At 73.6% G+C, this 14,354-nt stretch carries 10 protein-coding genes; 5 read left to right on the top strand and 5 right to left on the bottom strand.

The window, feature by feature from the left end:
* Positions 1 to 156 precede the first annotated feature (156 nt).
* Together ACH495_RS16865 and ACH495_RS16860 are read left to right on the top strand one after the other, a co-directional pair.
* Positions 157 to 2,364: an MMPL family transporter gene (locus ACH495_RS16865; protein WP_396858647.1), complete on the top strand. Its 2,208-nt coding sequence runs from the start codon at positions 157 to 159 to the stop codon at positions 2,362 to 2,364.
* A gap of 370 nt (positions 2,365 to 2,734) precedes the next feature.
* The gene (locus ACH495_RS16860) at positions 2,735 to 4,240 is read left to right on the top strand and encodes an MFS transporter (RefSeq protein WP_396858646.1); all 1,506 of its coding nucleotides are present in this window, start codon (positions 2,735 to 2,737) and stop codon (positions 4,238 to 4,240) included.
* A gap of 63 nt (positions 4,241 to 4,303) precedes the next feature.
* Here the strand turns inward: ACH495_RS16860 and ACH495_RS16855 are convergent, their stop codons facing one another.
* Together ACH495_RS16855 and ACH495_RS16850 are read right to left on the bottom strand one after the other, a co-directional pair.
* A complete protein-coding gene (locus ACH495_RS16855) occupies positions 4,304 to 5,173 on the bottom strand; it encodes an endo alpha-1,4 polygalactosaminidase (protein ID WP_396858645.1) in 870 nt (289 codons plus the stop codon).
* A gap of 78 nt (positions 5,174 to 5,251) precedes the next feature.
* On the bottom strand, positions 5,252 to 6,565 hold the full coding sequence (locus tag ACH495_RS16850) for a CAP domain-containing protein (protein WP_396858644.1): 1,314 nt from the start codon (positions 6,563 to 6,565) through the stop codon (positions 5,252 to 5,254).
* A 377-nt stretch (positions 6,566 to 6,942) separates the two neighbouring features.
* Between ACH495_RS16850 and ACH495_RS16845 the strand changes: the two genes are divergently transcribed.
* The 3 genes from ACH495_RS16845 (at position 6,943) to ACH495_RS16835 (ending at position 11,598) form a co-directional block, all read left to right on the top strand.
* Positions 6,943 to 7,137 (top strand): hypothetical protein, encoded by a 195-nt coding sequence (locus ACH495_RS16845; protein ID WP_107156252.1) that lies wholly within the window; start codon positions 6,943 to 6,945, stop codon positions 7,135 to 7,137.
* Between the two features lie 244 nt (positions 7,138 to 7,381).
* Positions 7,382 to 10,981: a chromosome segregation protein SMC gene (smc, locus tag ACH495_RS16840; RefSeq protein WP_396858643.1), complete on the top strand. Its 3,600-nt coding sequence runs from the start codon at positions 7,382 to 7,384 to the stop codon at positions 10,979 to 10,981.
* On the top strand, positions 10,978 to 11,598 hold the full coding sequence (locus ACH495_RS16835) for an HAD family hydrolase (protein ID WP_396858642.1): 621 nt from the start codon (positions 10,978 to 10,980) through the stop codon (positions 11,596 to 11,598). Before smc ends, ACH495_RS16835 begins: the two co-directional genes overlap by 4 nt.
* A 10-nt stretch (positions 11,599 to 11,608) precedes the next feature.
* On the opposite strand, the gene ACH495_RS16830 is transcribed toward ACH495_RS16835, so the two are convergent.
* The 3 genes from ACH495_RS16830 to ACH495_RS16820 form a co-directional block, all read right to left on the bottom strand.
* Positions 11,609 to 12,142 carry a DinB family protein gene (locus tag ACH495_RS16830; RefSeq protein WP_396858641.1) on the bottom strand — a complete coding sequence of 178 codons (534 nt, stop codon included), beginning with the start codon at positions 12,140 to 12,142 and terminating at the stop codon, positions 11,609 to 11,611.
* 66 nt (positions 12,143 to 12,208) lie between these two features.
* The gene (locus tag ACH495_RS16825) at positions 12,209 to 12,697 is read right to left on the bottom strand and encodes a universal stress protein (protein WP_396858640.1); all 489 of its coding nucleotides are present in this window, start codon (positions 12,695 to 12,697) and stop codon (positions 12,209 to 12,211) included.
* Complete coding sequence (locus ACH495_RS16820; RefSeq protein WP_396858639.1) at positions 12,694 to 14,289, bottom strand: MDR family MFS transporter; 1,596 nt, start codon at positions 14,287 to 14,289, stop codon at positions 12,694 to 12,696. The genes ACH495_RS16825 and ACH495_RS16820 overlap by 4 nt, the downstream gene beginning before the upstream one ends.
* Positions 14,290 to 14,354: the final 65 nt, after the last annotated feature.

The raw sequence follows: 14,354 nt of genomic DNA, 5'->3' as shown, positions 1-14,354 counted from the left end.
CCTTTTTCGCCCGGCCGGCGCGGCCGGTTCCGGCCGCCTGGTAGGGCCCGCCCCATCGGGGAGGAGCCGGGGCCGTTCCCGGATGTCCGGGCTCCGCCGGCTGCCTAGCGTCGGCAGACGTCGGCACGGGGCCGACGTCTGGAGGGGTACCCGGATATGGGCAGGCGACCGGTGACCGTGCGGGTGGCACGGTGGAGTGCGGAGCATCCGTGGCGGGCCATCGCGCTGTGGGTGGTGTTCGTGGCGGTGTGCTTCGTCGGCGGCAACGCCGCCGGGCTGAACGAGGCCACCGACGCGGATCAGGCGATCGGCGAGTTCGGGCGGGCCGAGCTGATCGTCGACAGTGGCGGCTTCCACCAGGCGGCCACCGAGAACGTGCTGATCACCGCCCGGTCGGGCGCGCTCGACCCGGCCGCGGCGAAGGCCGCCGCGCAGGACGCCGCGGGCCGGCTGCGGCAGGTCGAGGGCGTCGCGTCGGTCGGTACGCCGCTGCCGTCCCGGGACGGCAGCGCGCTGCTGCTGCCGATCACCATGTCCGGCGACCCGGCGACCGCCGGGGACCGGGTGCAGCCACTGCGGGACGCCACCGCCGGTGTGCAGGCGGCCCATCCGCAGCTGCGGGTGGAGGAGGTCGGCGGCCCGTCGATCGACAAGGCGCTCGACGACACGCTCGGCAAGGACTTCAAGCGGGCCGAGCTGCTCAGCCTGCCGGTGACGCTGGCCATCCTGATCATCGCGTTCGGCGCGTTGATCGCCGCCGGCGTCCCGGTGCTGCTCGCCCTCTCCTCGGTGGCCGCCGCGATGGGCCTCTCCACGCTCGCCTCCCACCTGGTGCCGGCCACCGACACCACGGCCAGCGTCATCCTGCTGATCGGCATGGCGGTGGGCGTGGACTACTCGCTGTTCTACGTGCGGCGCGAGCGTGAGGAACGGGCCCGGGGGAGATCCGGCCTGGACGCGGTGGAGATCGCGGCGGAGACCTCCGGGCACGCCGTGGTGGTCTCCGGCACCGCCGTGATCATCTCGATGGCCGGCCTGCTGCTCGCCCAGGACGCCATCTTCTCGTCGCTGGCCGTCGGCTCGATCCTGGTGGTCGCGGTGGCGGTGCTCGGCTCGCTGACCGTGCTGCCGGCGCTGCTGGCCAAGCTGGGCCGCTGGGTGGACCGGCCCCGGGTGCCGCTGCTGTGGCGGCTCACCACCCCGCGTCCCGGGCGGCGTCCCCGCTTCTGGCCGGCCGTGCTCCGGCCCGCGCTGCGCGCGCCGGTGGCCACCCTGCTGGTCTCGGTCGCGCTGCTGCTCGCCCTGGCCGCGCCCGCGCTCGGCATGAAGCTGAAGTTCCCCGGCACCGAGGACGTGCCGCGCACCACGGCCGCGATGCAGGCGTACGACCGGCTCGCGGCGGCCTTCCCGAGCAACGGCACCAGCCACACGGTGGCCGTGCGGGCGCCAGCCGACCAGGCCGACCGGGTGCGGGCCGCGCTCACCGGCCTGGCCGCCCGCGCCGCCACCGACCCGCTCTTCGCGCCGGCCGAGGGGGACGGCCCGGAGATCAGGGTGTCGGCGGACCGGCGGGTGTCGGTGCTGGAGGTGGCCACCCCGTTCGCCAGCCGCTCGGAGGAGGCGTCCCGGTCCCTGCACGAGCTGCGCGAGGACCTGGTGCCGGCCGCGTTGGGCGGCGTCCCGGGCGTGGAGTACGCGGTCGGCGGCGGGGTGGCCGCCAGCGAGGACTACGCCGACCACATCTGGGCGAAGCTGCCGGTGGTCGCGGCGTTCGTGCTGGCGCTGACGTTCCTGGTGATGGCCTGGACGTTCCGGTCGGTGGTGGTGGCGCTCACCTCGATCCTGCTGAACCTGCTCTCCGTCGGCGCCGCGTACGGGCTGCTGGTGCTGGTCTTCCAGAGCCACTGGGCGGAGGGGCTGCTCGGGTTCACCTCGATGGACGCGATCGTCACCTGGCTGCCGCTGTTCCTGTTCGTGGTGCTGTTCGGGCTCTCCATGGACTACCACGTCTTCGTGGTCAGCCGGATCCGCGAGGCGGTCGACCGGGGCATGCCCAACCGGGAGGCGGTCGCGTACGGGATCACCTCCTCGGCCCCGGTGGTGACCAGCGCGGCGATCGTGATGGTCGGGGTCTTCTCGATCTTCGCCACGCTCAGCATGATCGATTTCAAGCAGCTCGGGATCGGGCTGGCGGCGGCGATCCTGCTGGACGCCACGATCATCCGCGCGGTGGTGCTGCCGTCGGTGATGACGTTGCTGGGCGACGCGAACTGGTGGGCGCCGCGCTTCCTGCGCCGTCGGGTGGCCGTCCCGCCGGTCGAGCCGCCGCCCGCGCCGGCGCCGGAGCTGGTCGGCGCCCGCTGACCCGACCGGGCCGGACCACCCCAGCCGGCTTTCGGCCGGGGCGGGTCCGGCCTGGCTGGTCGGCCTGGTCCGGCGGCGTCGGCTTGGTCCGGCGGCGCGTGCTCCGGTCGGTCGACTGCCGGCCGGTGGACGACATCCGCTTTTCAGCGATATACCTCAGGGTCATAATTATGCCTCTCCGGTATATCGCTCCGATGTCTTCCTTCGCGGCCGAGGAACACGGAGAGTGCCGGGAATTCGCGACGTCGAGGCCGGAAACGCGGCAGGATTAACGCGCCGAGCGGTGGGGCATCTGGGCGGCCATGGATGAACAGCTCTCGCCGGAGGCGCTTACTCCCGCCCCGGCCTCCACATCTCCCCGGCGCGCGTCATGAGCACCGACGTGTCGACCGGCACCGTACGGACCAACGTCCCGGCCCGCCTCGACCGGCTGCCGTGGTCCCGCTGGCACTGGATGATCGTGATCGGTCTCGGCACGGTGTGGATCCTCGACGGCCTCGAGGTGACCATCGTCGGCAACCTCTCCGGGAAGCTGGCCGAGCCGGGCAGCGGCCTGGACATCACCCAGAGCCAGGTCACCGGCCTGGCCGCCGCGCTCTACGTGGCCGGCGCGTGCACCGGTGCGCTCTTCTTCGGGTGGCTCACCGACCGGTTCGGTCGCAAGAAGCTGTTCCTGCTGACGCTCGGGCTCTACCTGGTGGCCACCGCGCTCACCGCGCTCTCGTTCGACACCTGGTGGTTCTTCCTGTTCCGGTTCCTCACCGGCATGGGCATCGGCGGTGAGTACGCGGCCATCAACTCGGCCATCGACGAGCTGATCCCGGCCCGCCACCGCGGCCGGATCGACATCATCATCAACGGCACGTTCTGGCTCGGCGCGGCGCTCGGCGCGCTGTTGACCGTACCGCTGCTCAACGGCCTGCCGACCAACCTCGGCTGGCGGGTGGCGTTCGGCCTGGGCGCGGTGCTCGGCGTGGTGATCCTGCTGGTCCGTCGGCACGTGCCGGAGAGCCCACGCTGGTTGTTCATCCACGGCCGGGCGGACGAGGCGAACCACCTCGTCGACTCGGTCGAGGCCGAGGTGGAGCGGGAGACCGGCAAGGACCTCGCCGAGGCCGACAACTACATCGAGATCCGGCAGCGGAAGAGCACGAACTTCCTGGAGATCGCGAAGACGCTGTTCCGCCGCTACCCGAAGCGCGCCACGCTGGGCTTCTCGCTCTTCATCGGGCAGGCGTTCCTCTACAACGCGATCACGTTCGGCTTCGCCCAGATCCTGCAGACCTTCTTCGACGTCCCGCCCGGCAGCAGTGGCTACTACTTCGCGGTCATCGCGGTCGGCAACCTGCTCGGCCCGCTGCTGCTCGGCAAGCTGTTCGACACGGTCGGTCGGGTGCCGATGATCGCCGGCTCGTACATCGGCTCGGGCGTGCTGCTGCTCGGCACCGCCTGGCTGTTCCACTCCGGCGTGCTCAGCGCGGTGACCATGACCGCCTGCTGGTGCGTGGTGCTCTTCTTCGCCTCCGCCGGGGCCAGCGCGGCGTACCTGACGGTCAGCGAGATCTTCCCGATGGAGACCCGGGCCATGGCGATCGCGTTCTTCTACGCGATCGGCACCGCCGCAGGTGGCATCACCGGCCCGCTGCTCTTCGCCAAGCTGGTCGGCAGCGGCCAGGTCGGCGACACCGTGCTCGCGTTCGTCATCGGCGCCTCCATCATGATCATCGGTGGTCTGGTGGAGTTGGCGCTCGGCGTCAGGGCCGAAGGGAAGTCCCTGGAGGATCTGGCCACCCCGCTCAGCGCCGAACAGGCCGGGGTGCCGTCGCAGCGCGGCGCCGACAGCCCGACCTCGACCACCGGCGCGAGCGCCGGCTGACCCCCACCCCGAGGACGCCTCGGCGCCGCCCCCGCCCCACAACCGGCGGGGGCGGCGCCGCGTTCACGGCAGCGGGCAGGGCTCCCGCCAGGCGTCCAGGCGTCGGTCCTTGCGCATCGACGCGAAGCCGTAGCCGACCGAGGTGACACAGAACGTGGCCGGCTCGCCGACGTACTCGACGTGGAAGACCGGCTTGCCGGCGTCAACGAACGGCAGCAGCTTCGCGCACTCGCGTCGGCGGACGCACTCCTGGTTGACCGCGAAGTCGAAGTCGGGCGCCAGCGCGGCCACCTGCGTCACGTCGTCGACCAGGCCGGGGGAGAGGTCGAACCGTCGGGCCAGCCCGGCCAGCCGACGGTTGAACAGCACCTGCTCGTCGAAGCCGAGCGGGAACCCGGAGCGGTGCCGGAAGCCGTCCACGTCGGACAGCGCCACCGCGCCGAAGCCCTTCCCCCGGCAGAGCCGGAACCGGTCGGCCAGCACCGGCTCCAGCGCGTCCCAGCGCCGGACGTCCAGGAACCGGCTCCCGGGCCGACCCGGCACCGCCGCGCCGCGCACCGCAACCGGGAAGCGGGTGGCGTCCGGGTCGCCTGTCGCGTACGTGCCGACCCGGACCTGACAGACCAGCCGGCGACCCTTGGCCCGCAGGGCGGCGGTCTCGGTCGAGGTGGTGGCGACCGGGTCGAGGAGGAAGACGTCCGCCGCGACCGAGACGTCGACCGGGCCGGTGAGCTGCCACTGCCACGCCCAGCGACGGGCCAGCGCGGCCGGCCACGAGGTGGGGGCGCCCGGCGGCGGGGCGAGCTGTTCCCGGCAGGCGGCCGGGGCGAGCAGTAGCGCGGTCAACGCCAGCGCCACGCCCCGGCGCGGTCCCCGTCGGCGGACGCGGACCGGCCGGGAGCGCGGCACGGCGTACGCCGGCCGGATCCGCATCGACAGCTCCCCGGACGCGGGCGGCCCGACGCCACCCCCGACCGGTCAACGAGCGCCGGCCCGGTCACGACGCGCCGGTCAGCGCGGAGTGCCGAAGTCCTGCGTCCAGTACGGCCCGTTGCTGCGCGCCACGCCCACGCCGATCTCGGTGAACGAGCAGTTCAGGATGTTGGCCCGGTGACCGGGGGAGTTCATCCAGGCGTCCATGACCGCGGCCGGGCTCTGCTGGTTCCAGGCGACGTTCTCGCCGTACGCCCGCCAGGCGTAGCCGACCCGGTCGAGCCGCTTCCCGACGTCGCTGCCGTCGCTGCCGTCGTGCGTCATGGTCTTGTGGTCGGCCTGGTCCTGGCTGTGCCGCTGGGCGGCGAGCGTCAACTTGGTGTCGACGCCGAGGGCCTTGCAGCCGGCCTTGGCCCGCTCCTGGTTGACCAGGTCGACGACCTGCCGCAACTCGGCGCTGAGCCCGCCCGAGGAGGTGGTCCGGGCGGTGGTGCCGCTCGGCGCGCTGCTGCGCTGCTGCTGGCGCGACGGGGCGGTGGTCCGGCTCGGCTTCGGCGCGACCTTCTTCGTCGGGCTCGGCCTGGCGCTGGTCGGCGCGGCGGACGGGCTGGCGGACGCCGACCCGGAGGCGAGCGCGTCCGGGGACGGTGTGGCGTCGGTCTCCCCGGTCGACGACGGGGCGGCGGCCACCGGAGCGTCCGCGGCGGTCCGCTCGGCCGACCGGTCGTCGCCGGGCAGCAGCACCGCGCCCACGCCCAGGCTCACCACGAGGGTGGCCGCGGCGGCGGCGCCACCGATCACGAACGGACGGGACAGCCGCCGCTTCGGCCGGTGCCGGCCGTCGTCGTCGGCCGGGGTGTCGGTCACCGGCTGCCAGGCCGCAGTGGGCTGCTCCCACCCGCCGGCCCGCTCCTCGCCGTTCCAGCGGTCCCGGCCCGCCGGGTAGCTGTCGGCCGGCGGGTACGCCGCCCGAGGGTCGTGCGCCGACTGCGCGGCGGCGTGACCGTGGCCCGCCTGCTCGTAGCCCCGCTGCTCGTAGCCCCGCTGGTCGTAGCCCTGCTGGTCGTAGCCCCGCTGCTCGTAGCTCTGCTGGTCGTAGCCCTGCTGGTCGTAGCCCTGCTGACCGTAGCTCCGCTGCTCGTAGCCCGGCTGGGCGTCGGCGGGGCCGGGGAACGCGGCCGGGCCGGGGCCGGGCCGGGCGGCGTCGCCGTAGGGGCCGGCGTCGAGGGTGGGCGGCAGGTGGCCGGCGGGCGGCTGTCCGGACTCGTCCCCGAAGAGGTACGACGACCGCGGCTCGGGCCGGTCGGTGAGCCACGCCGGACCCTGGTCGGTCGGCGGCTCCGGGCGCCGGGCGGCGTCGTCCGGGTCGATCGGGTCGGTCCAGCGGTACACGCCTGTCCCCTCCACGGGTCGGTTGCGGGCCGGGGTGACGCTACGGGCGCGTCCCGAGCAGCGGCAACGTGGCTAAGAAAGAGTTAAGGCGAAGCCGACGGGAAGGGTGACGCGTTCCCGGGCACCCGGGCGTACAGTGAAGGCGTCCGGACAGAGCGTGTCCGCGCCCTTGTGGCAGCCCCCCGACGAGTGGCCCGGCCGACGTGGAGATGATCTACGGCCTGCGGCAACTTGACGAAGGAGGGGGGTTCGGCTCAATATGTAGGTGTCGCCAGTCGCGCCCAGCCATGCCCCGATACACAGCGGGAATGGTAGCCGCGAACATCATGGGCGCGCGTTGGCCGGCCTTTCCGGCAGCGCATATCGAGGAGTTCAGCATGGCGAAGGCCCTCTACGGCCACGTAGGTGCAGCGTCCGACCGGCGTCTGCTCGACGAGGTCACCCGACTGCGTGCCAGGGTTCAGGCACTGGAATTCGAGATCACGCGTCTGCGTGCCGAGAACGATCGGCTCGCGGCGGCGGCAGCGGAGGCCGACGACCTCCTCCGTCTCGCCGAGCCCGCGCTGACCTGAGTTCCAGTTGTCAGAAAACTGAATCGCACCACACCGAAAAGCGCGCCGTCACTTCAGTGCCGGCGCGCAGCCATGTGCGTACCCTTTCTGCAATTCTCGATCTTGTGAGCCGTTCCGGAATTGCGTCGGCGGAAACCCGGGTGGGTCGCGTGCCGGCCGTCTGCCCGTGGCGGGTTAGTCTGCGGGTTCACCAGGTCCGCGGCTCCGGCGACGGTACGGCGGCCACCGGACGAGGATCGAGAAGGTGCATCTCAAGAGCCTGACGGTGAAGGGCTTCAAGTCCTTCGCCTCCGCCACGACGTTGAAGCTGGAGCCTGGGATCACCTGCGTGGTGGGTCCGAACGGCTCCGGCAAGTCCAACGTCGTCGACGCCATCGCCTGGGTGCTCGGCGAGCAGGGCGCCAAGGCGCTGCGCGGCGGCAAGATGGAGGACGTCATCTTCGCCGGCACCGCCGGGCGGGCGCCGCTGGGCCGGGCCGAGGTCACCCTCACCATCGACAACACCGACGGCGCGCTGCCGATCGAGTACACCGAGGTCTCCATCACCCGCCGGATGTTCCGCTCCGGTGAGAGCGAGTACGAGATCAACGGCGACTCCTGCCGCCTGCTCGACATCCAGGAGCTGCTCTCCGACTCGGGCATCGGCCGGGAGATGCACATCATCGTCGGCCAGGGTCGGCTCGACGGCATGCTGCACGCGAAGCCGGAGGACCGGCGGTCGTTCATCGAGGAGGCGGCCGGCGTCCTCAAGCACCGCAAGCGCAAGGAGAAGGCGCTGCGGAAGCTCGACGCGATGCAGGTGAACCTCAACCGGCTCACCGACCTGACCGCCGAGCTGCGCCGCCAGCTCAAGCCGCTGGGCCGGCAGGCCGAGGTGGCCCGGCGGGCCGCCGCCATCCAGGCCAACCTGCGCGACGCCCGGCTCCGGCTGCTCGCCGACGACCTGCACACGCTGCGGACCACGCTCGACAAGGAGATCGCCGACGAGACCGCGCTGCGCGAGCGGCGCGAGCAGATCGAGGGTGAGCACGGCGAGGTGCAGGGGCGCCTCGGCGAGCTGGAGGCGGCGCTCGCCGAGGACGCTCCGCTGCTGGCGGCGGCCCAGGACACCTGGTACAAGCTCTCCGCGTTGCAGGAGCGCTTCCGGTCCATCGAGCAGCTCGCCCGGGAACGCCTGCGGCACCTCAGCGCCACCGGCGACGACGAGCGGCCCGGTCGCGACCCGGAGCAGCTCGAGGCGGAGTCGCGGCGGGTCCGTGAGCAGGAGGAGGAGCTGCGCGCGGCGCTCACCGACGACCAGATCCGGCTCGCCGAGGCGGTCGAGCACCGGCAGGAGCTGGAACGGCAGCTCGCCGCCGCCGAACGGGAACTGGTGGTCGCCGCCAAGGCCATCGCCGACCGGCGCGAGGGGCTGGCCCGGCTGACCGGCCAGGTCAACTCCGCCCGGGCGCGGACCACCAGCGCCGGCGAGGAGATCGAGCGGCTCGCCGCGGCGCACGCCGACGCGTTGGGTCGCGCCGAGGCGGCGCAGGCCGACCTGGACGCGGTCGCCGAGCAGTCCACCGAGGCGGACCGGGACAACGCCGACCTGGACACCCGGCACGCCGAGGCGGTGGCCGGGCACGAGCGGGCCCAGGCGACGGTGCGCAGCCTCGCCGACGCCGAGCGGGCGGCCGAGAAGGACGCCGCCACCTGGAAGGCCCGGGAGGAGGCGCTCGCGCTCGGTCTACGCCGCAAGGACGGCGCCGGGGCGTTGCTGTCCCGCGCCGACCAGGTGCCCGGCCTGCTCGGCAGCCTCGCCGGGCTGCTCACCGTCGCGCCCGGCGACGAGGCCGCGCTCGCCGCCGCGCTGGGTGGACTCGCCGACGCGGTGGCGGTCACCGGCGTGGACGAGGCCGTCGAGGCGATGCGACTGCTCAAGATCTCCGACGCCGGGCGGGCCGGGCTGCTGGTCGGCAGCCCCGCCGGACCCGGCATGGACGGCCCGGCGGACGCGCTGCGCCCGAAGCTGCCCGACGCCGCCCGGTGGGCGCCCGACCTGGTGGAGTGCGCCGCCGGGATCCGCCCGGCCGTGCACCGGGCGCTGCGCGACGTGGCGCTGGTCGACGACCTCGCCGCCGCCGCCGAGCTGGTCGCCGCGAACCCGGAGCTGCGCGCGGTCACCCCGGACGGTGACGTGGTCGGGGCGTACGCGGCGGCCGGCGGGTCGGCCAAGGCGCCGAGCTTCATCGAGGTGCAGGCCGCGGTCGAGGAGGCCCGCGCCAACCGGGCCACCGCCGAGCACACCGCCGCCGAGCTGCGCGAGCAGTTGGCCGAGGCGCGGGCGGAGGTGGCCGCGGCGAAGGAGGCCGTGCAGCACGCCGCCGCCGCCAAGCGGGAGGCGGAGAGTCACCGCAACGCCGCCGCCCGCCGCCTCGCCGAGCTGGGCGCGGCCGCACGGTCGGCCAAGGCGGAGACGGACCGGCTCGGCGAGTCCCGGGCGCGGGCCGAGGCGGCTCGGGAACGCGACCTGGCGGCGCTCGCCGAGCTGGCGGAGCGGCTGCGGCTGGCCGAGGTCACCCCGATCGACGCCGAGCCGTCCACCGAGGAACGCGACCAGCTCGCCGCCATGGTGCCGCCGGCCCGGCAGAACGAGATGGAGGTCCGGCTCGCGGTGCGTACCGCCGAGGAGCGGGTCGCGTCGATCGCCGGCCGGGCCGACTCGCTGGCCCGGCAGGCGACCGCGGAGCGGGCAGCCCGGGAGCGGGCGGCGGCCCGGCGGGCGGCCCGGGTCCGGGGCGCGGAGATCGCCCGCGCCGTGGTCGGCGGCGCCCGCGAGGCGCTCACCCGACTCACCGTCTCAGTCGCCCGGGCCGAGGAGCACCGCGACGCGGTGGCCCGCGAGCGCGCCGCCCGCGAGGCCGAGCTGGCCGAGGTACGCGGCGCGGCCAAGCGGCTCGCCGCCGAGCTGGAGCGGCTCACCAGCCAGGTGCACCGGGACGAGGTGGCCCGCGCCGAGCAGCGGCTGCGCATCGAGCAGTTGGAGGCGAAGGCCGCCGAGGACTTCGGCCTGGACGTGCCCACGCTGGTCGCCGAGTACGGCCCGGACCAGCTCGTCCCGCCCACCGACGCGGACGCCGCGCTCGCCGAGTCCGACGGCCGGCCGGTGCCCGAGCCGGTCCGTTACGAGCGGCCGGCGCAGGAGAAGCGGGCCGCCAAGGCGGAACGGGAACTGGCCCTGCTCGGCAAGGTGAACCCGCTCGCGCTGGAGGAGTTCGCCGCGCTCGAGGAGCGCTACAAGTTCCTCTCCGAGCAGCTGGAGGACCTCAAGGCGACCCGGCGGGACCTGCTCACCGTGGTCCGGGACGTGGACGACCGGATCCTGGAGGTCTTCGCCAGCGCGTTCGAGGACACGGCGCGGGAGTTCGAGCAGGTCTTCACCGTGCTCTTCCCCGGCGGCGAGGGCCGGCTGGTGCTCACCGACCCGGAGGACCTGCTCACCACCGGCGTCGAGGTCGAGGCCCGCCCACCGGGCAAGAAGATCAAGCGGCTCTCGCTGCTCTCCGGCGGCGAGCGGTCGCTGACCGCGGTGGCCATGCTGGTGGCGATCTTCCGGGCCCGGCCCAGCCCGTTCTACATCATGGACGAGGTGGAGGCGGCGCTCGACGACGTGAACCTGGGCCGGCTGATCACGTTGATGGCACAGTTGCGGGAGAAGAGCCAGCTGATCGTGATCACCCACCAGAAACGGACCATGGAGATCGCCGACGCGCTCTACGGCGTGACCATGCGCAACGGCGTGACCCAGGTGATCAGCCAGCGGCTCAACCGGGCCGAGGACGACGGGCAGGAGACAGACGAGTGAGTCGGGAACGCGCCACGGCGCTCCTGGTGGACTTCGACGGCGTGCTGCGCCGCTGGGACCCGGCGGTGGCCGCCGGCGTCGAGCGGGAGTACGGGCTCACCGAGGGCGTCCTCGGTGAGATCGCGATGTCCTGGGGGCTGCTCCAACCGGTGCTCACCGGGCGGATGAGCCACGCCGCGTGGATGGCGAGCGTGGCGGACGCGCTGACCCCGTCGGTCGGCGACCCGGCCCGGGCCCGCGCGGCGGTCGACGAGTGGCAGCGCTACCGCGGCGAGGTCGACCCCGACGTGCTCGCGTTCGTCCGGGAGGTGCGGGCGGCCGGCCTCCGGGTCGGGCTGGGCACCAACGCGACCGACCTGCTCGACGCCGACCTGGCCGCCCTGGGCCTCACCGACGAGCTGGACGTGATCGTCAACTCCTCGGTCGTCGGCGTGCACAAGCCGGCGAAGGAATACTTCCAGGCCGCCTGCGCGGCCCTGGACACGCCGCCGGGCCGGGTGCTGTTCGTCGACGACCAGGACCGCGCGGTGGCCGGCGCCCGGGTGGCCGGCCTCTCCGCGCACCGGTGGAGCGGGCCGGCCGACCTGCGCTACCTGCGGGCCGCGTTGGCGTACTGAGCCCGCGCGGTCAGCAGCCGGTGACGCCGTCGAGGCGCTCCCGGATCAGGTCGGCGTGGCCGTTGTGCCGGGCGTACTCCTCGATCATGTGGACGTACACCCAGCGGAGGCTGATCTCCTTGGTGCTGCCGTCGCGGCGGCGATGCGGAAAGGTGTGCTCCAGCGGCAGGTCGGCCACCGCCCGGTCGGCCGCCTCGATCTCGGCGACCAGTGTGGCGAACGCCTCGGCCGGGTCGGCGTCGGCGATGTCGTTGTGGTCGGCGTCCGGATCCTTGCTGTAGTCGTACATGTCGGGCAGCTCCAGGCCGGCGGCGTGGACGCGGAACCACCAGCGCTCCACGTCGGCCATGTGCCGGACCAGGCCGAGCAGCGTCAGCCCGGACGGCTCGACGCTGCGGGTGCGCAGTTGCTCGGCGGTCAGCCCGGCGCACTTGTGTCGCAGCGTGTCGCGGTGCAGGTCCAGCCAGCCTTGCAGCATGGCGCGCTCGTCGGCGACGAAGGGCTCGTGGCGGCGGTCGATCTCGGGTGCGGTCCAGGTTGTCATCCCGGCGATGTTAAGAGGGGGCCCCGGTACAACGCGAGGCGTTAACCGGGGGCCCCTCCTTACACCTCAGGGCACCACGACGACCGGCCAGCGGCCGGCGCGGACCAGGCGGGTGGCGACGGAGCCGACCAGCCGGTGCCCGGCCTGCTCGGAGGAGCCGACCACGACCAGGTCGGCCCGGTGCTCGTCGGCGGCCCGGCACAGCTCGGCGTACGCGTCGCCGCGCCGGCTCAGGAACGTCACCGGCAGGGCCAGTTCCTCGGCCCCGCGCCGGCACTCGGCGCGCAGCTCGTCGGCCAGCTCGTCGTGGGTCTGCTGCACCGCGCCGGCCACCACGCCGGACATGATGCCGCTGTACGGCGCCGGTGAGCTGACGAACACCACCACCAGGCCGGCGCCCTGCCGGCGGGCCAGTCCGGCGGCGTACGAGGCGGCCCGCATCGAGGTGCGGCTGCCGTCCACGCCGACCAGCACCACCCGGGGCCCGTCGGTGCCCCGCTCGTAGGGCAGCGGCCGGGCCTGCGGGCCGTACCGCTCACGCTCGGGCGCGCTCATCGGACCACCGGGGCGGCGGTCACCGTCGGCTCCCGCTCGGCCTCGGTCGCGACCGGGTCGGCGTTGGTGCGGCGCAGCGGCACCTCCCGGATCAGCACCACCGCGATCAGGGCGAGCAGACCGAACGGGGCGGCGGCCAGGAAGATGTCGCCGGCGCCGTGCCCGTACGCGGACTCCACCACGGCGCGGATCGGGGCGGGCAGCGCGTGCACGTCCGGCAGCGCGCCACCGCCGCCCGAGTCGGGTGCCGGGATGCCCAGCCGGCTCAGCCCGTCGGCCAGGTAGCCGGTGACCCGGTGGCCGAGCAGCGCGCCGAGCGCGCTGACGCCGACCGCGCCACCGAGGCTGCGGAAGAACGCCACCACCGAGCTGGCCGCGCCGAGCTCGTGGGTGCCGACCGTGTTCTGCACGGCCAGCACCAGGTTCTGCATGGTCATGCCGAGGCCGAGGCCGATCAGCGCCATGAAGATCGCGAGCCGCCAGTACGGCGTGTCCACCCGCATGCCGCCCATCAGCGCGAAGCCGGCGGTGAGCAGCACCGAACCGGTCACCAGCCAGCGCTTCCAGCGGCCGGTGCTGGTGATGATCCGGCCGACCACGGTCGAGGCGACCAGCAGCCCGCCGATCATCGGCAGCGTCATCAGGCCGGCCATGGTCGGGCTCTCGCCGCGGCTGATCTGGAAGTACTGGCCGAGGAAGACGGAGGAGCCGAACATGCCGACGCCGACCGCGATGCTGGCCACCACGGCGAGCGTGATGGTGCGGTTGCGGAACAGCCGCGGCGGGATCATCGGCTCGGCGGCGCGCTGCTCGACCCGGACGGCGAGCACCCCGAGCAGCACCGCGCCGGCCACCATGGCCGCGCTGGTCCAGGAGATCCAGTCGTACTTGTCGCCGGCCAGGGTGATCCAGATCAGCAGCAGCGAGACGGCGGCGGTGATCAGGGTGGCGCCCCACCAGTCGATGGTGACCTTGCGCTTCGCCACGGGCAGGTGCAGCGTCTTCTGGAGCACCACCAGGGCCAGCACGGCGAACGGCACGCCGACGTAGAAGCACCAGCGCCAGCCGAGCCAGTCGGTGTCGACGATCACGCCGCCGATCAGCGGGCCGCCGATGGTGCCGACCGCCATCACCGCGCCGAGGTAGCCGCTGTACCGGCCGCGCTCCCGCGGGGCGATCATCGTCGCCATGATCACCTGGGCCAGCGCGGTGAGGCCGCCGGCGCCGACGCCCTGCACCACGCGGCAGGCGATCAGCTCGCCGGTGGTCTGGGCCTGCCCGGCCAGCACCGAGCCCAGCACGAAGACGGCCAGGGCGAGCTGCACCAGGACCTTCTTGCTGGTCAGGTCCGCCAGTTTGCCCCAGATCGGGGTGGTCGCGGTGGTGGCCAGCAGCGTCGAGGTGACCACCCAGGTGTACGCGGACTGGCTGCCGTGCAGGTCGGTGATGATCCTTGGCAGCGCGTTCGAGACGACCGTGGAGGAGAGGATCGCGACGAACATGCCCAGCAGCAGGCCGGAGAGCGCCTCCAGGATCTGCCGGTGGGACATGTCGACGGCGGGGGCCCGGGTGGGCACGGTCGCCTGCGTCATCGTGGGTTGCCTCCGAAGGGGGAGAGTGAAACGGATGCCTCGGGCAACCGTACGGTTTGGTTGCC

The sequence above is a fragment of the Micromonospora sp. NPDC018662 genome (genome assembly GCF_044391475.1).
Taxonomy (GTDB): Bacteria; Actinomycetota; Actinomycetes; order Mycobacteriales; family Micromonosporaceae; genus Micromonospora.
The sequence above is the reverse complement of the archived record's forward strand: the minus strand, read 5'-3'. Positions and strand labels throughout refer to the sequence as shown.

What these genes read in the sequence shown, in the direction of transcription:
- ACH495_RS16865 (WP_396858647.1), top strand. Translation starts at nt 157, where the DNA reads ATGGGCAGGCGACCGGTGACCGTGCGGGTGGCACGGTGGAGTGCGGAG.
- ACH495_RS16830 (WP_396858641.1), bottom strand. Translation starts at nt 12,142, where the DNA reads ATGACAACCTGGACCGCACCCGAGATCGACCGCCGCCACGAGCCCTTC.
- ACH495_RS16845 (WP_107156252.1), top strand. Translation starts at nt 6,943, where the DNA reads ATGGCGAAGGCCCTCTACGGCCACGTAGGTGCAGCGTCCGACCGGCGT.
- ACH495_RS16855 (WP_396858645.1), bottom strand. Translation starts at nt 5,173, where the DNA reads ATGCGGATCCGGCCGGCGTACGCCGTGCCGCGCTCCCGGCCGGTCCGC.
- ACH495_RS16820 (WP_396858639.1), bottom strand. Translation starts at nt 14,289, where the DNA reads ATGACGCAGGCGACCGTGCCCACCCGGGCCCCCGCCGTCGACATGTCC.
- ACH495_RS16825 (WP_396858640.1), bottom strand. Translation starts at nt 12,697, where the DNA reads ATGAGCGCGCCCGAGCGTGAGCGGTACGGCCCGCAGGCCCGGCCGCTG.
- ACH495_RS16860 (WP_396858646.1), top strand. Translation starts at nt 2,735, where the DNA reads ATGAGCACCGACGTGTCGACCGGCACCGTACGGACCAACGTCCCGGCC.